The organism is Streptomyces sp. NBC_00090, from assembly GCF_045160815.1.
Taxonomy (GTDB): domain Bacteria; phylum Actinomycetota; class Actinomycetes; order Streptomycetales; family Streptomycetaceae; genus Streptomyces.
This window is the reverse complement of the sequence record NZ_CP108224.1, coordinates 8,384,885-8,403,234: the sequence shown is the minus strand read 5'-3', so window position 1 is coordinate 8,403,234 and position 18,350 is coordinate 8,384,885. Positions and strand designations below refer to the sequence as shown.

Genomic DNA, 18,350 nt, shown 5'->3' with positions numbered 1-18,350 from the left:
CCCGCGCCGACTGCCCGACCTGTGTGACCGCCGGATGGTGCGGTCGTGGCCCTGGGCCGGCATTCGTCCGGCCCCGTGGCCGGCGTTCAGGCGAGGGCGTTCACCGCGAGGGTGAAGGCGCGGGGAAGCCGGGCCGCGGTCGGCACGATCCTGTCCGCCAGTCGGGGCCGCTGCCGAGCCCGCAGCAGGCAGTCGGTCAGGAGCCGGTGCCGGAGGGTCGCCCGCTGCCAGGCGGCCTCGTACGCGCCGGGTGAGCCCCGACGCAGCTGATCGACCAGAACCCTGGCACCGGCGAGAGCCAGTGAGACGCCCTCGCCGGTCAGCGCGTCGATGTAGCCGGCGGCGTCGCCCACCAGCAGGACCCGCCCGTGGACGCGCGCGCGGACCCTCTGGCGGAGGGGGCCCGCACCCCGCACGTCGCCGACCGCGGCCTGCCGGGGCAGAGCGGCGGCGAGTTCGGGGAAGCCGGTCAGCTGCTCGTCGTACGGGGCACGACGTGAGGTCAGGAGCGCGACGCCCAGGAGCCGCGGCCCGAGTGGGGTCACGTACGCCTCGCCGTGGGGACCCCAGTGGACCTCGACGTACGAGGAGGGCGGCGCGACGGCGTAATGCCGGCGCAGCCCGTAACGCGGAACACCCGCGCCGGGCATCCCGAGCCCCAGCGCCCGTCGCACCGGCGAGTGCAGTCCGTCGGCGGCGACGAGCCACCTGGCGCGCACACCCGTGGCGCCGTCGGAGACGCCCGCGGCGTCCTGGCGCACGTCCCGCACGCGTACCGGCAGGACGGGGACTCCGGCGGCGAGGACGGCCGCGTGCAGGGCGGCGTGCAGGACGGTGCGCCGCACTCCGAGGCCGGGGCCGTGCCGGAACTCCGCCTGGGCGTGGTGCTGGCCCTGCCGGTAGCGGATGCCGACGATCGGCCGGCCGGGCACGTCCAGTCCCAGCGCGCGCAGTTCCCTGACCGCCCCGGGCATCAGCCCCTCTCCGCAGGCCTTGTCGACGGGCAGGCCTCGCGGCTCCGCCAGAACGACGTCCAACCCCGCCCGCACCGCGTACAGCGCGGTGGCCAGCCCCGCGGGGCCGCCGCCCGCGATCAGCAGATCGTGCGTGCGGCTCACGCCACGCTCACCCGCCCCAGGGCGGTGTCCTCACACCGGATGCGGACGGCGAGCAGTGCCGCGTTGGCCACGGTGAAGGCGGTGGCGGTCAGCCACGCGGAGTGCACCAGAGGCAGCGCCGCGATCTCGGCCACGACCGCGACGTAGTTCGGGTGGCGCGCGAAGCGGTACGGTCCGGCCCGCACGAGACGGGCGCCGGGGACCACGATGACGCGCGTGTTCCAGTACGGGCCGAGGGTCGTGACACACCACCAGCGCAGCGCCTGGGCCAGGACGACGACGGCCACCATGGTCCAGCCGAGTACGGGCAGGAACGGCCGGTGGGCCAGCCAGGCCTCGATCAGACAGCTCGCGAGCAGAGCCGTGTGCAGGGCCACCATGACCGGGTAGTGACCGCGGCCGTGCTCGACCCCGAGACGGGCCAGGGTCCAGGCCGCGTTGCGTCGTGCCACGACGAGTTCGACGAGGCGTTCCGCGGCGACGGCCGCCAGGAGCAGCGTGTACCAAACCATGATCTGTGATCCCTCACCAGCGCAGGAGGACGAACTCGACGCAGAAACCGGGGCCCATCGCCATCATCAGGCCCCACGAGCCCGGTGGCGGAGGGGCGTTGGTGGTGACGTCCTCCAGGATCCGCAGTACCGAGGCGGAGGACATGTTCCCCGACACGGCCAGGGCCCGGTGGGCCGAGTCGAGGGCACCGTCGGGAAGGTCCAGGGCGTGTGCCACCGCCGTGAGGATCCGCGGTCCCCCGGGGTGGCAGATCCAGGTCCCGATGTCGTCCGGAGCCAGGCCGTGGACGGCCAGGAAGTCCCGGAGGTCCGGACCGATCCGGGCCCCCACGACATCGGGGATGGCGGCGTCCACCACCGGCCGGAACCCCCCGGCGCCGATCGTCCAGCCCAGCAGGTGCTCGGTGTCCGGGTAGAGGAGACTGCGGGTGGCCACCACCACCGGGCGACCGGACCGGTGGTCGTCGGCGCGCGCGGCATGCGCGACGACCGCCGCCGCGCCGTCGCCGAACAGCGCGCCGGCGACGAGGTTGGCCGGTGAGTCGTCGCGCTGCTGCAGCGTGAGTGAGCACAGCTCCACGCTGAGCAGTACGGCCACGTCGCCCTGATGGCCGCGCAGGTAGTCGTGGATCCGGGCGAGACCGGCCGCTCCCGCCACGCAGCCGAGCCCGAACACGGGAATCCTCTTCACGTCCGGCCGCATGCCCATGCGCGAGGCGAGCCGGGCGTCGAGCGACGGCGCGGCAATACCGGTGATGGAGGTGCACACCACCAGATCCACGTCCGAGGGCGTCAGCCCGGCGGCTTCGAGCGCACACGTCAGAGCCCGTTCCCCGAGTTCCAGACCGGCGGCCATCCATGCCGCGTTCGTCTCGCCGAAGTCCCCCAGAGCCGCGTACCGGTCGAGCGGGAGGGCGAGGTGGCGGGTCCGCACCCCGGCGGCCCCGTGGAGTCGGCGCAGCACCGTGCGGTCCGCTCCCGGGGCGAGGCAGAGGTCGCCGATCAGCTCGGTGAGCTCGTCCTGGGAGTACCGATGCTCCGGCAGGGCCGTACGGACGGCGGCGACGACGCTCTTCCACCCGTCCGGATCGGCCGGCTCGCCGATGGTGCCACCGGCGTGCGCGGCCGGTGGCGTGACGGGGGCGAGCCCGTCGACTGTGGGGACACGCATTCCGGGATGTCTCCTCACGACCGGCGGCGCGACTACCTTGCACCCGTGTCTCTATACCTCCCTGGTGTTCCGGTGCGTGCGACACACCGGCTCGCCGCGCTGCTCCACTCGTGCCACCCGGAGCCGACGCTCGCGGTGACGGCTTTCGTCACGGCTCTGGCCGCCACGTCGGGGCGGGGATTGGGGGGCCTCGTGGCGGTCGGAGCGGCGGTGCTCGCCGGGCAGCTCTCGATCGGTTGGTGCAACGACGCGGTGGACGCGGGCCGGGACACCGTCAGCGGCCGCCGCGACAAACCGATCGCGGCCGGCGCTCTGCACCCACGGACGGCCGCCGTGGCCGCCGGGGTGGCGCTCGTCGTCTGCGTGCCGCTCTCCTTGCTCAGCGGTCTTGCCGCCGCGGCCGTCCATCTCACGGGCGTGGTCGCCGGCGGGTGGGCGTACAACCTGGTCCTGAAGAGAACCCCGCTCTCGCCCGTGCCGTACGCCATCGGGTTCGCGTCCCTGCCCGCCTTCGTGACGCTCGGCCCGCCGGCGCACGCCTGGCCTGCCTGGTGGGCCGTCGTCACGAGTGCCCTGCTCGGTGTCGGCGCCCACTGGGTGAACGCGCTGCCGGACATCGCGGACGATCTCGCGACGGGCGTACGTGGTCTGCCGCAGCGCCTCGGTCCCGTGGCCTGCCGCCGGCTCGCGCTGGTCACGATGGTGGCCGCGGTCGCGGTCGTCACCGTGTGCCCGCCGGGGGCGACGGGTGTACCGGGCTGGGCGTGTGCGACCGCCGCGGGATGCGCGGCGGTCACGGGTACGGTCCCGAGGTGGCCCGAGGGCAGCCGATGGCCGTTCCGGGCGGCGATCGTGGTGGCGGGACTGGCGGTCACACAGCTCTTGTCACGGGGCTCCGTCATCGTCTGAGGTGCGGCCACCGGAACGATCGCCGGGTATCCCTGATCCTCCGGCACCTACCGCGGACGGGCAGATTCACCGGGGTCCGCTGCCGGACGCCGCACACTTCGCCGTGGATCACACCCTGTGACGCAAATAATGCGGTGCGTCACGATATGTGTCAGCGTGGTGTGAGGGCATTCAGCCCCACACCACAACAGAGGAGTCGCCGTCATGGGCGGTAGGCAGGACAAGCACCAGAATCCGGGCAAGGGCCGCGAGGAGCAGGAGCGCATGCGCCGCCCCGCCGCGGACCCGGCCCATCCCGGAGCCGGCCGGGAGGAAGCCCGGGGCAAGAGCCCGGAAGAGCTCAAGCGGCGCCGTGAGGAAATGAGCCGCGAGCACGGCGAGGACGACATGCACGTCGAGCGGTCCTGACTCGTCCGGATCGGCACACCGCACACGCAGGACCCGGCCGGGCCCCGTAGTCACCCCGGCCGGGTCCTGTCACGTCACTGGCGCGGAGCCCGGGGCGCGGGCCGGCCCGAGACGAAGCGGAGAGGTGAGTCGTCACCGGCGTAGGCTCGGAAGAGGCTCCGAGAGGGGATGGTCCGCATGTGTCGCTGGCTCGCCTACTCAGGTACGCCGATGCTGCTCGACACCGTGCTCTACCGCCCCGAGCACTCTCTGATCAACCAGAGCCTCCACGCCCGGATGGGTGTCGAGTCGACCAACGGCGACGGATTCGGCATCGGTTGGTACAGCACGGACGGCGACGGAACGCCGGCGGTGTTCCGCGATGTCGCGCCGGCCTGGAACAACCGCAACCTGCGCGAACTCTCCGCACATGTCCGTTCGCCCCTGTTCTTCGCCCACGTCCGGGCCTCCACGGGCTCCGCCGTCCAGCAGACCAACTGCCACCCGTTCCGGCACGGCCGGTGGTTGTGGATGCACAACGGTGCCATCGCGGAATTTCCCCGGCTTCAGCGCGATCTCTGCATGGCCGTCGACCCGGCGCTCTTCCCCTTCATCGAAGGATCGACGGACTCCGAGGTGATGTTCTACCTGGCGGTCACCCTCGGCCTCGACCAGGACGTCCCCGGAGCGGTGGCCCGCATGGCGGGCCTGGTGGAGCACGTCGGCAAGGGACACGGCGTGCCCGATCCGCTGCAGATGACGGTGGCGGTGAGCGACGGGGAGCGCGTATGGGCCTTCCGCTATTCCAGCCAGGGACGATCCCGCTCGCTCTTCTACAGCAGCAGGGCCGAGGCGGTCCGGCGCCTTCACCCTGAACTGGACTATCTCAGCGAGATCTCCGACGAGACCCGCATGGTGGTCTCCGAGCCCCTGGGCGACCTGCCCGGCGTGTGGAACGAACTGCCCGAGTCCAGTTACGCCGCGATCCCCTCCGGTCCGGACACGGACTACTTCCCGTTCTCCGCGGACATCCCTTGAGGTGAGGGGCCAACCGGTGACGGGACGTGGAACGAACCCGCGACAGGGGTGAGGGGCCGAACCCGGCAGGTTCGACCCCTCACCCCCGTCATGCCCCGGCGGTCATGCCCGGCCCGTGTCAGAACGGGCGGCCGCCGAACGGCGGACCGTAGTACATGCCCAGCTCCTCGCGGTACCCCGGGTCGCCGAGGTGCTTCTCCCGGTGGAACTCGGGGGCGCTCTTGATCTCTTCCTTGGTCCGGTCGACGAAGATCTTCTGGTCCTCCGGGACGACCCGGGTCACCGTGCTCGCCGGAAGGAGGACCTCCTTCCCGAAGATCCACACACCGGTGTCGACGACCAGGTAGGCGTCACCGACCTCGTCGGAGTGCTTGTCGACCTTGCCGATGCTCCCGTCGGTGGCCTCCACCTTGTAACCGGTGAGATCGGCACCGGCCAGGTGGCCCGAGGTCGACTTGTAACTCCACACATGTTCAGTCACGCGAAAACAACTCCTCCGGTAAATAGCAGGCGACGTGGAATGTTCTGCCGCCCTTGCTTTTTCCGTACTTCGTGCGCGATTCCGTGAGCGGGATTCTCATCTTCCGCCCGGAATCCGCTTACCCCTCATCCGGCCGCTCATTCAGGCCGTTCCGAAGCGAGATCGGTACGGGGCGACGGTCCGGGTGCGAACCCGACCGTGGCGTCCGCTACCAGCGATACCAGCGGCCACTGCCGCTCCTGGGGCGGGCGACGAAACCGAGCAGCCACACGACCAGCAGGGCTATCGCGATCCACCAGAGAACCTTCAGCGCGAAACCCGCGCCGAAGAGAATCAGCACCAGCAGAAGAACGAGAAGCAGGGGGACCATACGTATCAACCTCCTTCAACCGCATGCCCCGATCTCCCCTTCGCATTCCCGCGGATTCGCAAGCACCGGAATTCGGAGCAGCCGTCGCCGATCAGCTCGGCAGGGTCGTGGCGTAGGCCTCGATGGCGTCACGCTGGTACGCCGCCAGCCCAGGAGCGATCGCCTCGTACGCGGCGCGCCAGGCCTCGTTGTCCACGCAGGAGCGTCCGATGGCCCGGTACTCCTCGGCGGAGACGGCACGCAGCCCGGTCAGCGCCTGGTACTGGGCGTCGATCTCGGTCTGCACCGCCTCGGCGGCGGCCGGGTGGCCCGCTGCCATGAGTTCGGCCAGCCGGATCATCTGCGCGGTGCGCTCACGGTGCCCCGCGTCGGCATCGGCCTGGCTCATCGTGGCAGCGCGCCGCCCTACCTCCTCGGCGAGTTCGGGGAAGTCGCGCATGTTCTCCTCGTACTGGGAGGGCTGGACGCCCTCGAAGAGGTTCTCCGGTCGATTGATGGTCATGGGGTGGCCGTCCTTCCTGGACTGCTCCAGTGCGGCGATGGTGCGGGAGACGGTGCCGGCCAGGGCGTCGAGCCGGTCGCGCTCCGCGAGGAGCTTCTGGTGGTGCTCCCGCAGGGCATCCACCTCGTCGACCTGCTCGGACAGGATCCGGCCGATCTCCGGCAGCCCGACGCCCAACGCCCTCAGCACGAGGATCTGCTGCAGCAGCAGAAGCTGCTTCCCCTCGTAGTAGCGGTGCCCGTTCGCACCGATCCGGGCCGGCGGCAGCAGGCCGGTCTCGTCGTAGTGGCGCAGGGTCCGGGCGGTCACTCCCGACATCCGGGCCACCTCCGCGATCGGCCAGTCCATCGCCACTCCCGCACATGTGTGTCGCCGGGCCGGTCTCTCCGGCCCTGGTCACGACGGTAGAAGCTGCCGCAACGGCAACTTCAACCCCGAGATTCATCTTCCCCGCAGTCGAACACGCGCCGTGCCTGCCCGGGTCCGCCTCACCTGCTCCCGGCGCCAGGACCTGCCGCGAAAGCCAACGGCGGCGCGATCGCCCGTACGTCCGCCTGCTCCCCCACCCACAGTCCGATGAACAGCGCGGCAGTCGCCTCCAGCAGACCGGCCCGGTCCAGACCGCCCCCGGCGGCCGGCTCGCAGCCCATGTCCCGCACGAGCCCGTGCACCAGCGCGAGTGCCGCCTCGTCGTCGCCGCAGACCGGGACGACGAGGGGCTGACCGTCGAAGGCCGGCGGAGTCATCCGCCACACGTCCTCGTGGCAGAGGTTGAACGCCTTGACGACCCGCGCTCCCCCCGCCGCCGCGGCGAGTCGGCGGGCTCCGGAGGGTCCGCCCTCCGTCAGCAGCAGGAAGCCGGGACCGACCGGATTGGCACAGTCGAGCAGGACCTTTCCGCTCAGCTCCGGCTGGAGCTCCTCGGCGACGTCGGCGCCCGCCCCGTACGGCAGCGCGGCCAGCACCACCTCTCCGAAGGCCGCCGCCGCGCGCAGGCCGCCGTGCCCGGCCCCGTCCCCGATGCGCTCCGCGAGGCGGCGGGCCCTCCCCTCGTCCCGGCCCCCGAAGAGCACCTCGTGTCCGGCCCGCACCCAGTGCGTGCCCAGCGCATCCGCCATGTTCCCCGTCCCCAGCACACCGATCCTCATCGATCCCGTCCCTTCCCCACACCTGCTCCAACTCGCTTACGGGACGACACTAGGGAGCCCGTCGGGCACCATTCGGTACGTGACGACCGACGCGTTTCTCGCCGACTGCCGCGCCCGCCTCGCCTTCGACCTTCTCTCCAACACCTGGAACCCCGTGGTGCTCTGGGTCCTGCGGGACGGCCCCGGGCGCCCGCGCGAACTCCGCAAGCGCATCGGCGGGATCAGCCCCAAGGTCCTGACCGAGACGCTGCGGCGGCTGGAGTTCAACGGCCTGGTGGCACGCCACGCCTATGCCGAGTCCCCGCCCCGTGTCGAGTACGAACTCACCGATCTGGGACGGACCTTGCTCGCCCCGATCGACGCGTTCGGCGCCTGGGCCTTCGAACACGGCGATGACGTCATCGCCGCCCAGGACCGGAACGGCGGCTGAGCTTCGGCCGCGCGGCGGCGGGCCGCGCGACTACGGACGGTTTGTACATCAAGGCATGGCGTGGACAGGCCGGAGCACGGTCCGGAGACGATCGCCGGCCGCCCCCACCGCCTGGCACACTGCGGGTGTCGGCGTCGCGCCCGAGATGCGGGGCGGCGGCAGGCGTGCAAGCATCCCCGGAAGGAACAGTCTCCGGAGAGGCCACGTGGCATGTTCTCCCCCAAGCCGTCCGACGACCGTGAAGCTCCCCTTCTGGTGATGGATTCGGACGGGGTGGTGCGGCTCTGGAGCGAAAGGGCCGAGGACACCCTCGGCCTTCGGGGGCCCGGGGTGCTGGGGACGTCCGCTCTGGCGCTGCTGAAGGCATCCCGTCACCGCACCGCCTGGCGCATAGCCCCCGTCGCAGGACCGGGCCCCACCGCGTGGGGCATCTGGCCGGACGGGCGGGAAGGGCTGGACGAAGCCGTTCTGGATGCCGTATTCACCCAGTCGTCCGTCGGGCTTCACGTCCTGGACCGGGACCTGCGGGTCGTGCGGGTGAACACGGTGGCGACCGGCATGCGGGGCGTACCCGAGGATCAGCTGGTCGGGCGGCCCGCGGCCGAGGCGTACGCGCAGTTCGCGGCGTCCCTGGACGAGGGGATCCTGCGGGAGGTTCTCGCGACGGGGCGTCCGAGGCGGGACGTTACCGTCCGGGGCAGGCCGCCGTCGGATCCGGACCGCGACCATGTGTTCTCGACCTCCGTCTTCCGGCTCGCGGATCCTCGCGGCCGGCCCATCGGCCTCGTGGTCACGGCGATCGACGTCACCGAGCACGACCGGGCCGAGAGACGCCTGCGGCTGCTGCACGCCGTACGCGAGCGCGTGGGCCGGAGTCTCGACCTGCTGCGCACCGCGCGCGACCTCGCCGACGTGACCGTGCCGGAGTTCGCGGACTGGGCGGTGGTCGCGCTCACGGACGACGTGCTGTGCGGCGAGGATCCCACGCTCACGGTACGGACCGTGGCTCCGGTGCTGCGCTGCGCCGCCACCGCCGGTTCGGACCGGTCGGAGCACCTGCCGGACGTCGGTGCCGTACTGCTGCCCGGGCTCTTCGGCGAGCCGATCCCCGAGCGGCCGACACTGCTGAGCGTGCCGCAGGAGGACGGCCGGGCTTCCCAGGCCCTGGTGGCGCCCTTCGCCGTACGGGGCAAACTGCTGGGTGCCGTCGCCCTGCACCGGCTCCCCAGCAGCGATCCGTTCGAGGAGGAGGACCTCGCACTGGCCGCCGGTGTCGCGGCGCGAACGGCGACGTGCCTGGAGAACGCCCTCCTGTTCTCACGGGAGCACATCGTCATGACCACCCTTCAGGGCTGGCCGCGCAGACAGCCGGAGGGGACGCAGAACGCCGTGAACGTCGCCCAGCGACAACGGTCCGAGTCGAGCGGCGCCGGCACGTGGTGCGACGTGATCGCCCTGCCGTCCGCCCGGGTGGCGCTGGTGGCGGGGCGGGTGGAGCAGTCGGGGGTGAGCTCCGTGGCGACGATGAGCCAGCTGCGCACCGCCGTCCACACCCTGACCGACCTGGACGTGGAGCCGCACGAACTGCTGGGCAGACTGCATCTGACCGTGCGTCGACTGGCACAGGAGCAGGGCGATATCTCCGACGTGGAGGAGCCCGCGGCCGACTGCGCGATCGCGGTGTACGACCCGGTGAGCGGGCGGCTGGACATCGCTCGCGCCGGGGACTGCCTGCTCGCCTTCGTCCGTCCCGACGGGTCCGTGGAGCCCTCGCCCGCGCCGGTCGGTCCCCTGCTCGGCGTCGGCCATCCGCCGTTCCCGAGCGCTTCGTACACGCTGGAGCCGGGCAGCACGGTCTGCCTCTCCTCGCTGGGGACGGGCACGCCCGGCCTCTCCCTGGAGAGCCTGGCGCAGGCCCTGTCGCACCCCTCGCACCACCCCGAGACGATGGCGGACGCCCTGGAGAGGCTCCTCCGTCCGCAGGACGTCCTGCTGATGGCCCGCACGCGACGCCTCCCCGCGGAGCAGGTGGTCGCCTGGGAGCTGCCGGCCGATCCGAGGGCGGTGGCGGACGCCCGCCGCAAGGTGGAGCGCTGCCTGGACCGATGGGAGACGCCCGTCGACCCGTTCACGGTGGAGCTCGTCGTCAGCGAACTCGTCACCAACGCCATCCGCTACGGTGCTCCGCCGATCACGCTCCGACTGATCCGGGAACCACACGTCCTGACCTGCGAGGTGGCGGACGCCGCGCAGACGGCTCCGCACCTCCGTCACGCCCGGGAGAGCGACGAGGGCGGCCGCGGGCTCTACATCTGCGCGAGCCTCACGGACGGCTGGGGTGTCCGGTACTCGGCGGACGGCAAGACGCTCTGGGCGAGCATCGGCCTCGGTTCGGGTGATGTTCCGTAGGCACGGGAACACGTCGATGGCGGCCCCCTGGTCCGTTCAGAGAGCCTCCACCCAGCCGTTTCGCACGGCGTGGGCGCCGAGCTGCATCCGGGTCCGGACTCCGGCCATGTCCATGAGGTGGCGCAGGCGTCGGTGCAGCGTGCGGGGTGACAGACCGAGTTGCGTCGCGGCGGCCAGGTCCGTCAGCCCGGCGAGGAGGAGCGCGAGGATCCTTCGGTCGAGGTCGGTGGGGCCTGTCGCACCGACCTCGACGGCGGGGTCGTCCTCTCCGCCGGTGCCCGACAGTTCGAGGGGGTGGGCCGTGCGCCACACCGTCTCGAAGAGCGCGTCCAACGCGTCCAGCAGGCCGCTGCGGTGCAGCAGCACGGCGCCGGGTTCTCCGGCCGGTGTGACCGCGAGCGGGACGAGGCCGAGGTCGGCGTCGGCCAGGACGAGTTTCATCGGCAGTTCGTCGGCGACGCGCAGGTGCACGCCCTTGCCCAGGGAATCGATCGCGTCGTCGATGATGCCCGGTTCCGTCAGCACGGCCCGGTCCAGGACCGCGCGGAAGTGCACCCCGCGGCCGATGGCCACCGGTTCGGCCGTGTTCTCGTCGGGCGGCAGGGCGACGAACGGTGCGGTGATGAAGGAGCGGACCTGTGTGCGGGCCGCCTGCTGCACCTGGAGGAAGCGATGCCGGATGGCGTCGACGCCCGTGACGACCTCGATCAGATCGCTGATGCTGCTCCCGGTCATCGCCGCCCGGTGTTCCTCCGCGAAGGTCACGAGGGCGTGCTCGGCCATGCGCAGCCCGTCCCGGCGCTGGCTGATGAGGGCGCCGAGCGCCATGGCCGGCGGCGCGGCGGTGAACCGATCGTCCGCCGCCCTGGTCACCAGTCCCCACGTGACCAGTTCGGACAGGGCTCTGTCGACGTGGGCGTGCGCGAGGTCGAGCTGGTCGGCCAGCAGGGTCGCGGTGGAGCCGGGCCGTCCGAGCAGCGCCCGGTAGACGCGCTCGTCATCGGGTCCGAGGCCCAGGACATCCAGCATCGGCGACCGACTCTCTTCCACTTTCCGCAGCGGGGTGAGTATGCGCCACGGCGGCAGATCCTGAAAAGTCCCTGCTGGGAGCGGGTGTGAGGGGAAGGGCCCCGGGGAGTCGCCTCCCCGGGGCCCGACAGGACGGTTCATCGCAGGCCGTACGCCCGGATGATCTCGTTCCTGACGCTGAAGCCGCTGTCCGTCCCCGCGCTCGCGCGGAGGGAGACGAAGCCGCCGGGCTTCCTGGCCGTCCTGAACGAACCCGTCCAGGAGCCGCCGGTGCCCTTGGTCAGGGTCACCTTCTGCCAGCTGGAGCCGTCGTCGTACGAGACGTCCAGCGTCACCGTGGTCACGGTGCCCGGCACGGTGCCGAGGTCCATGGACACCGGCTTGAGCGCGATCTGCTGGGTCGCGTTGGCCTTGATGTCGCCGTGCAGGTCCGTCTCCAGCCGGTAGTCCAGGTTCAGCACGGAGAACGGCTCGAAGAAGTCCGAGTCGACGGTGTCGGACATGAACGTCCACTCGGTGTGGGTGCGCGTCGACAGCCGGAAGGCGTCGCCGGGCCGCTCGACGTCGAGGACGGCGCGGTAGGGCAGCTTGCCGGCCGGCACCTCCACCCACTGCATGTCGCCGCTGACCGGGTTGTCGTGGATCAGCGTGTCGCCCTGGAAGACCTGCAGGTGGGACGGTGTCTCACCCCAGGGCAGGAAGCCGCCCAGCCGCATGGTGTCGCTGGCGGAGGCCCATGCCTGCACGTTCCAGGTCATGTAGTTCTGCCAGCGGGAGTTGTACACGCCGAAGGACTCGCTCTGGCCGGGCCGGGTCGCCGGGGCGAACCAGTCCAGCCGGGTGGTGCTGCCCTTGGCGTACGTGTTGTCGCCCGACACCATCGACCACGGCAGCGGTCCGTCGACGCCCTGCGTGTGGAACTCCCTCCAGACCTGCCCCGGGGTCACCCACTCGGTGCGGGTGCCCGGGTGCCACTCGGACTCGGGGAAGTTGAAGGACGGGCTGAGGGTGAAGTCGGACCGGTAGCCCTCCGCCTGCCGGCTGCCGGCGGCCGCGTAGTAGCGGGCGTCGACGCGGGCGAGATCGCCCTTGGCGGGCTTGTAGACCAGGGCCCGGTCCGGTACCCGGCCCGGGTAGTCCCGGGTCAGGTCGTAGACGAACGGCGTGTACTCGGTCTGCTTCACCGTCAGCGTGGCCCTGCCGTCCCTGGCCATCGCGAGGAGGGCCCGGCCCGCGTCACGGTGCACGGTGGCGACCGGGATGGCCGACTCGCCGACGTACTCCATCAGGGCACCGACACCGTCGTTGACCACGATCAGCGCCCTCGCTCCGGCCGCGACCGCGGCCTCGGCGCGCTCCTGCGGCGAGACCTCGTCGCTGCGCTCGACGACGACGACCTTGCCCTTGGCGTCGACCTTCTCGTACGCGGCCGCCGCGCCGTCGCCGGCGTGGACGGCGCGCAGCGTGTCCGTGGCGGTGCCCAGGGCGCTGCCCGCCTGCACCCGTGTCTCGAACCGGAGCCGGCCGCCCGAGGTGCTCAGGTCGAGTTGCGGCTCGCCCTTGCGCCAGCGGGTGATCAGCGTGAACTCGCCCTGCTTCATCGGCTCCGTCGGCGCGACGTAGACGTCGTCGTACGTCGGCGGCAGCAGGTACGCGCTGCGGTAGTCCATGTACGGGTCGAGGCCCTCGTAGTGGACGTTGAAGTCGACCTTGCGCTGGCGGTCCTCGGTGCGCTGCGGCGCCTCGGTCTGCAGCAGGCGTGCCTTGCTCGCGTCGAGCACGACGTCCGCGGAGCCGTCCTCGAGCGCGGTCTCCGGGTCGACGAGCACGGCCAGGCCCGAGCGGTCGGCCTTCTCGCCCGGCACGTCGATGTACCCCGCGACGGTGTACAGGCCGGGTGCCATGCGCATGGTGGTCGAGCCGTCGACGTACACCGACCACGGCCAGGGGTCGCCCGCCAGGTTGATGGCGACCCAGCCGGTGGCGGGCTCGCCGTCCTTGCCGACCAGCGTGATGTTCAGGTCGTAGCGCTCCTCCTCCTTGAGCAGTGCCACGGACGTGCGGGTCACCGACTGGCCGGTGGCCGCGTCGGTGGCCGTCACGTGGCCGACGTGGCGACCTGCCGAGGCGGTCCGCGGGTCACCGGTGACGGGGACCGCGGCGGTACCGCCCGCGGGGACGGTCACCTTGGTCGCTCCCAGCGTGAACGGCCCGTCGTCGTCGGTCAGCGCCAGGTTCAGCGTGACGTCGGCGGAACCGGTGTTGGTGAAGGTCAGGTCCTTCGTGACGGCGACATCGCTCGGCTGGTGCGGCCACGTGTGGTTGCCGAAGAAGAGCGATCCGGTGGCGCGGACCGTGGTGCGCACGGCGGCGGCCACGTCGAGGCGGCCGGTGCCGACCTCGTACGGCGAGTACCCGCCGTCCAGGCCCTTCGCGGTGCTCGTCAGCTGCTCCTTGAGCTGTGCGCCGGTCCAGTCCGGGTGCCGCTGGGCCAGGATCGCCGCCGCGCCGGCCACGTGCGGGGTGGCCATCGACGTACCGCTGATGGTGCGGTAGAGGCCGTCGCCCCCGTCGGTCATCTGCTGCGACCGGGCGGCGGTGATCTCCACGCCGGGCGCCGCGATGTCCGGCTTCATGCCACCGGAGGAGGCCAGCGGGCCGGTGCTGGAGAAGGAGGCGAGCCGGTCCTGCTTGTCCGTGGCGGCCACGGTCAGCGCCGACGCGGCGGCGCCGGGGGCCGAGATGCTCTCCGGCCCGGCGTTGCCGGCGGCTATGACGAACAGCGTGCCGTACCGCGCGGACAGCGCGTCGACCGTCTGCGACATCGGGTCGCTGCCGTCCGTCGGGTAGGAGTCGCCGAGGCTCATGTTGACGACGTCCGCACCGGACTCGGCGGCCCACTGCATGCCGGCCATGACCCAGGAGTCCTGGCCGGAGCCCTCCGCGCCGCCGAGCACCTTGCCCACGTAGAGGTCGGCGCCGGGGGCGACGCCCTTGTGGTCTCCCGCGGAGGCGGCGCCCGAGCCGACGATGGTGCCGGCGACGTGCGTGCCGTGCCCGTTGACGTCGGCGACGGTCTCCCCCGGCACGAAGCTGGCCGTGCCGTCGACGAGTCCGGCGAAGTCGGGGTGGTTGGCGTCGATGCCGGTGTCGAGCACCGCGACCTTGACGCCCTTGCCGTCGTAACCGGCCGCCCAGGCCTCGGGCGCGCCGATCAGCGGCACGCTCTCCTTCAGGCTGGCCTTCACCCGACCGTCCAGCCACAGTTTCGCCACGCCCGCGCTCAGCGACGGGCTGCCCTGGGGCGCGACGGTGGTCCAGAAGGTGCGGGTCTGCCGCTTCTCGGTGGTGAGCGCCGCACCGCGGATGCCCTTGAGCACGCGCGTCAGCCTGCTGCCCCGGGGGGCCGTCGGCTCGGCCGCCGCGCGGGACTTCGACTCGGTGTACGTCGCGATGAGCGGCACCGTCGCCGACTTCGCGTCGTCGTACCCCATCTCGATCAGGTCGGTGACGTTGAACAGCCGTCGGTCCAGTCTGTCCGCGCCCAGCAACGGCACGGCCTCGTCCGGGATGACGAACAGGTCGCCCTTGACCTCCTGCAGTTTCACGCCGCCGACGGCGCTGTCCGGCCGGTCGACGTCGGCGATCCGCTTGCCGTCGGCCGTCGTGGTGACCGTGACGACGTCGCCGGTGACCAGGGTGACCTTGTGGGTCGCCGAGGGCTTGGCGGAGACGGTGGGCTTGTTCGGAGCGGCTTGTGCGGGTGCCTGCGCAGCGGCGAACCCCGCCGCCAGAAGGGGCACCGCGGTGGCCGCCGAGATCAGCTGCCGGCGCCTGCGCCGGAAGGCGGAAGAACGAGATGGGGAGTACATGCCATGGGTCTATCGACCGGTGAACACCGTCGTGAAGGCCTCGCGACGGCAAGTCCTCGCCATGGCAAGGACTTGTCAGCCGTAAACCGCGCGATTCCGGGCTCCGCCGACATGCGCCGGGGGCCGCCTGGGGTGAGATTGGAGGTATCGGACCCACACCGGACCCACATCGGACGGAGCCGCCCGGGCGGGCGGGCCGGACGAACGGAGGAGCCTGTCATGACGGCCCACGCGCGTACACCCGGTCGATGACCGCCTGACGTACGGGACCCCCACCCGTGGCACACGAAACAGCGACAGAACAGCCGCAGCTGGTGCTCGTCGTCGGCGTCTCCGGCTCGGGCAAGACGACGGTGGCACGTCGCCTCGCCAAACGGCTCGGCCGGCCGTACCGGGACGCGGACGACTTCCACTCCGAGGCCAATCGCAGCAAGATGGCCGCCGGTCACGCCCTCACGGACAGCGATCGGGGGCCATGGCTGGAAGCCATCGGGGCGTGGATGGACCAGGAGATCGCAGCCGGTCGGTCGGCCGTCGTGACCTGTTCCGCGCTCAAGCGGGACTACCGGGACAAGCTGCTGACAGGGCGCCCCAGCGTCCTTCTCGTGTACCTGCACGGGTCCCGTGACCTGATTCGCTCCCGGCTGGCCGCACGGCACGGTCACTTCTTCCCGGCGGACCTGTTGGACAGCCAGCTCGCCGACCTCCAGGAGCCGGAGCCCGACGAGCATCCCTTGGTGGTGGAGATCGATCAACCGCCGGAGGACGTCGTCACGGCGGTGCTCTCGCTCATGCGCCGGGATTCCGGGGGCCGCCGGGCGGCCTCCGCTCCCCTGGCGCCCCCCAGTCCGACGGGCGCACAGTGGCGGTTGACCTACGGTGGGCAGAGTGCGGTGGTCGTCCAGATGGGCGGCGCCCTGCGCGCGTACGCCGTGGACGGGCGACCGCTGCTCGACGGGTTCTCCGCCGGATCCGCCGTCACGGGCGGGCGGGGGCAACTGCTCATCCCGTGGCCGAACCGGGTGGGCGGGGGACGCTACCGGTTCGGCGGCAGCGACCTGCGGCTCTCCCTGACGGAACCGGAGGAGGGCAACGCGATCCACGGGCTGCTCCGCTGGACCTTGTGGAAGCTGCTCGCCCGCACCGATGACGCGGTGCTGATCGGCACGACGCTCTGTCCTCAGCCCGGGTATCCCTTCCTCCTGGAGGTCCGCGCCGAGTACCGGCTCGGGCCCGACGGGCTCGAGACCACTGTCCACGCCACCAACACCGGCACCGCGCCCGCCCCTTACGGAGTGGGGCAGCACCCCTACCTCACGGTCGGCACCGACCTTGTCGACAGCGCGCTCCTGACCGTTCCCGCGCGGTACCTGCTGCGTACCGACGCGCGGGGACTGCCGATCGGGCAGGAGTCCGTCGACGGCACCCCGTACGACTTCCGCACGGCCCGCCCCATCGGGGATCTGCGGCTGGACACCGCTTTCACCGGGCTCGACCGCGCCTCGGACGGCGTTGCCGTCGTGCGGCTGTCCCGACCGTCCGGGCTGGGCGGTGTCGACCTGCGGCTCGGCGAGGGCACTCGCTGGGTACAGCTGTACACGGGCGACACCCTGGCCGAGCCCGAACGGCGGCGGCGCGGTCTCGCCGTGGAGCCGATGTCCTGTCCGCCGGACGCCTTCCGCAGCGGCACGGATCTGACCGTCCTGGAGCCCGGCACCACGCATGTGCTCCGGTGGGGCCTGGCCCCATGGGGAGAGACGTGACTCCGCCCGCTCGGTGCGACGGCGCACCAGGCGGGCACCGTGCGCTTCGGCACCGAACCTCGTCCCGGGCACCGGCGCGGTCAACCCCTCCTTGACGGTCATGGCCCATGGCCTGCGGGTCGGCGATCGCATGCCGGCCCGGCTGGACCGCGACCGAGGGCGGGCCGTTGGCCCGATCGGACGAACATGCTCGGCCCAACGGCCCAACGGAGGCGCCGGGGACATGCCGACGGCCGCCGCCGGTGATTGCGTGACCTCCGCGCCCGGCCGGGCACCCGCCGGGCGGAGCGCGCATGCGCGGCGAGGAGGCACAACGTCATGGATTCCACCGTGGGAGCACCGCAGAGTGTGATCCCGGCTCGACTGCTCCAGGGTCAGAAGGCTCTGGTCACCGGCGCCAACTCGGGCATCGGCAAGGCCACGGCCCTCGGCTTGGGCCGGGCCGGCGCCGACGTGGTCGTGAACTACGTGACGGGCCGTGAGGCCGCCGAGGCCGTGGTCGAGGAGATCACCTCGTTCGGGGTGCGTGCGGCGGCGTACGAGGCCGACGTGTCCCAGGAGGACCAGGTGACGGCCATGATGGACCGGATGGTGCAGGAGTTCGGGACCATCGACATCCTGGTCGCCAACGCGGGACTGCAGCGTGACGCCCGGTTCACCGAGATGACCCTCGCCGAGTGGCAGAAGGTCCTCGACGTCAATCTCACCGGTCAGTTCCTGTGCGCCCGGGAGGCGACCAAGGAGTTCCGGCGCCGGGGCGTGGTCCCCGAGGTGTCCCGCGCCGCCGGGAAGATCGTCTGCATGAGTTCGGTGCACCAGGTCATCCCCTGGGCGGGGCACGTCAACTACGCGTCCTCCAAGGGCGGTGTGCAGATGATGATGCAGACCCTGGCCCAGGAGCTCGCACCCGAGAAGATCCGGGTGAACGCGGTCGCCCCGGGAGCGATCAGGACACCGATCAACCGCAGTGCCTGGGAGACGCCCGAGGCTCAGAAGGACCTGCTGCGACTGATTCCGTACGACCGGATCGGCGACCCCGAGGACATCGCCCACGCCGTGGTCGTCCTCGCTTCCGACCTCATGGACTACGTGGTCGGGACCACCCTGTACGTCGACGGTGGCATGACTCTCTTCCCGGGCTTCGCCACCGGCGGATGACCCCGTGCCCACGCCGGGCATCCCCTTCGCGCCGCCCGGACTCCGACGGAGGA

Annotated in this window: 16 protein-coding genes; 7 read left to right on the top strand and 9 right to left on the bottom strand. The window is 71.7% G+C overall.

Annotation, left to right across the window (positions count from 1 at the left end):
- Positions 1-86 precede the first annotated feature (86 nt).
- The 3 genes from OG361_RS37315 to OG361_RS37305 are packed head-to-tail and all read right to left on the bottom strand — an operon-like array spanning position 87 to position 2,801.
- Positions 87-1,118, bottom strand: a complete 1,032-nt coding sequence (locus OG361_RS37315) for an NAD(P)/FAD-dependent oxidoreductase (RefSeq protein WP_405860804.1) — start codon at positions 1,116-1,118, stop codon at positions 87-89.
- On the bottom strand, positions 1,115-1,630 hold the full coding sequence (locus OG361_RS37310) for an isoprenylcysteine carboxyl methyltransferase family protein (RefSeq protein ID WP_405860802.1): 516 nt from the start codon (positions 1,628-1,630) through the stop codon (positions 1,115-1,117). The genes OG361_RS37315 and OG361_RS37310 overlap by 4 nt, the downstream gene beginning before the upstream one ends.
- Before the next feature lie 13 nt (positions 1,631-1,643).
- Positions 1,644-2,801, bottom strand: a complete 1,158-nt coding sequence (locus OG361_RS37305; protein WP_405860800.1) for a type III polyketide synthase — start codon at positions 2,799-2,801, stop codon at positions 1,644-1,646.
- Positions 2,802-2,807: 6 nt separating this feature from the next.
- Between OG361_RS37305 and OG361_RS37300 the strand changes: the two genes are divergently transcribed.
- From OG361_RS37300 to OG361_RS37290, 3 genes are all read left to right on the top strand, one after another.
- On the top strand, positions 2,808-3,710 hold the full coding sequence (locus tag OG361_RS37300; protein ID WP_405860798.1) for a UbiA family prenyltransferase: 903 nt from the start codon (positions 2,808-2,810) through the stop codon (positions 3,708-3,710).
- A gap of 204 nt (positions 3,711-3,914) precedes the next feature.
- Positions 3,915-4,118, top strand: a complete 204-nt coding sequence (locus tag OG361_RS37295) for a hypothetical protein (protein WP_405860796.1) — start codon at positions 3,915-3,917, stop codon at positions 4,116-4,118.
- Positions 4,119-4,295: 177 nt separating this feature from the next.
- Positions 4,296-5,135: a class II glutamine amidotransferase gene (locus tag OG361_RS37290; protein ID WP_405860794.1), complete on the top strand. Its 840-nt coding sequence runs from the start codon at positions 4,296-4,298 to the stop codon at positions 5,133-5,135.
- 118 nt (positions 5,136-5,253) lie between these two features.
- Here OG361_RS37290 and OG361_RS37285 read toward each other — a convergent pair whose 3' ends face one another.
- The 4 genes from OG361_RS37285 to OG361_RS37270 form a co-directional block, all read right to left on the bottom strand.
- Complete coding sequence (locus OG361_RS37285) at positions 5,254-5,616, bottom strand: PRC-barrel domain-containing protein (RefSeq protein ID WP_405860792.1); 363 nt, start codon at positions 5,614-5,616, stop codon at positions 5,254-5,256.
- Positions 5,617-5,824: 208 nt separating this feature from the next.
- Positions 5,825-5,986, bottom strand: coding sequence for a hydrophobic protein (locus OG361_RS37280; protein WP_384576991.1), 162 nt, complete (start codon positions 5,984-5,986; stop codon positions 5,825-5,827).
- Positions 5,987-6,077: 91 nt separating this feature from the next.
- Positions 6,078-6,836, bottom strand: coding sequence for a MerR family transcriptional regulator (locus OG361_RS37275; RefSeq protein ID WP_405860790.1), 759 nt, complete (start codon positions 6,834-6,836; stop codon positions 6,078-6,080).
- Between the two features lie 140 nt (positions 6,837-6,976).
- Positions 6,977-7,636, bottom strand: coding sequence for an NADPH-dependent F420 reductase (locus OG361_RS37270; RefSeq protein WP_405860788.1), 660 nt, complete (start codon positions 7,634-7,636; stop codon positions 6,977-6,979).
- A 79-nt stretch (positions 7,637-7,715) separates the two neighbouring features.
- On the opposite strand from OG361_RS37270, the gene OG361_RS37265 reads away from it, so the two are divergent.
- Both OG361_RS37265 and OG361_RS37260 read left to right on the top strand, forming a co-directional pair.
- A complete protein-coding gene (locus OG361_RS37265; RefSeq protein ID WP_405860786.1) occupies positions 7,716-8,066 on the top strand; it encodes a winged helix-turn-helix transcriptional regulator in 351 nt (116 codons plus the stop codon).
- A 258-nt stretch (positions 8,067-8,324) separates the two neighbouring features.
- On the top strand, positions 8,325-10,475 hold the full coding sequence (locus OG361_RS37260) for a SpoIIE family protein phosphatase (protein ID WP_405860784.1): 2,151 nt from the start codon (positions 8,325-8,327) through the stop codon (positions 10,473-10,475).
- A gap of 36 nt (positions 10,476-10,511) precedes the next feature.
- Here OG361_RS37260 and OG361_RS37255 read toward each other — a convergent pair whose 3' ends face one another.
- A complete protein-coding gene (locus OG361_RS37255; RefSeq protein WP_405860782.1) occupies positions 10,512-11,504 on the bottom strand; it encodes a helix-turn-helix domain-containing protein in 993 nt (330 codons plus the stop codon).
- 137 nt (positions 11,505-11,641) lie between these two features.
- A complete protein-coding gene (locus OG361_RS37250) occupies positions 11,642-15,376 on the bottom strand; it encodes a S8 family peptidase (RefSeq protein ID WP_405860780.1) in 3,735 nt (1,244 codons plus the stop codon).
- Positions 15,377-15,654: 278 nt separating this feature from the next.
- Between OG361_RS37250 and OG361_RS37245 the strand changes: the two genes are divergently transcribed.
- Positions 15,655-17,139, top strand: coding sequence for a gluconokinase, GntK/IdnK-type (locus OG361_RS37245; protein WP_405860778.1), 1,485 nt, complete (start codon positions 15,655-15,657; stop codon positions 17,137-17,139).
- A 318-nt stretch (positions 17,140-17,457) separates the two neighbouring features.
- Entirely contained in the window at positions 17,458-18,297 is an 840-nt protein-coding gene (locus OG361_RS37240) for an SDR family oxidoreductase (RefSeq protein WP_405860776.1), read from the top strand.
- The last annotated feature ends 53 nt before the right edge of the window (positions 18,298-18,350 follow it).

Coding starts and splice junctions, on each gene's coding strand:
- OG361_RS37270 (WP_405860788.1), bottom strand. CDS start 7,636: ATGAGGATCGGTGTGCTGGGGACGGGGAACATGGCGGATGCGCTGGGC.
- OG361_RS37250 (WP_405860780.1), bottom strand. CDS start 15,376: ATGTACTCCCCATCTCGTTCTTCCGCCTTCCGGCGCAGGCGCCGGCAG.
- OG361_RS37295 (WP_405860796.1), top strand. CDS start 3,915: ATGGGCGGTAGGCAGGACAAGCACCAGAATCCGGGCAAGGGCCGCGAG.
- OG361_RS37275 (WP_405860790.1), bottom strand. CDS start 6,836: ATGGACTGGCCGATCGCGGAGGTGGCCCGGATGTCGGGAGTGACCGCC.
- OG361_RS37260 (WP_405860784.1), top strand. CDS start 8,325: ATGGATTCGGACGGGGTGGTGCGGCTCTGGAGCGAAAGGGCCGAGGAC.
- OG361_RS37310 (WP_405860802.1), bottom strand. CDS start 1,630: ATGGTTTGGTACACGCTGCTCCTGGCGGCCGTCGCCGCGGAACGCCTC.
- OG361_RS37240 (WP_405860776.1), top strand. CDS start 17,458: ATGGATTCCACCGTGGGAGCACCGCAGAGTGTGATCCCGGCTCGACTG.
- OG361_RS37300 (WP_405860798.1), top strand. CDS start 2,808: ATGTCTCCTCACGACCGGCGGCGCGACTACCTTGCACCCGTGTCTCTA.
- OG361_RS37305 (WP_405860800.1), bottom strand. CDS start 2,801: ATGCGTGTCCCCACAGTCGACGGGCTCGCCCCCGTCACGCCACCGGCC.
- OG361_RS37255 (WP_405860782.1), bottom strand. CDS start 11,504: ATGCTGGATGTCCTGGGCCTCGGACCCGATGACGAGCGCGTCTACCGG.
- OG361_RS37290 (WP_405860794.1), top strand. CDS start 4,296: ATGTGTCGCTGGCTCGCCTACTCAGGTACGCCGATGCTGCTCGACACC.
- OG361_RS37280 (WP_384576991.1), bottom strand. CDS start 5,986: ATGGTCCCCCTGCTTCTCGTTCTTCTGCTGGTGCTGATTCTCTTCGGC.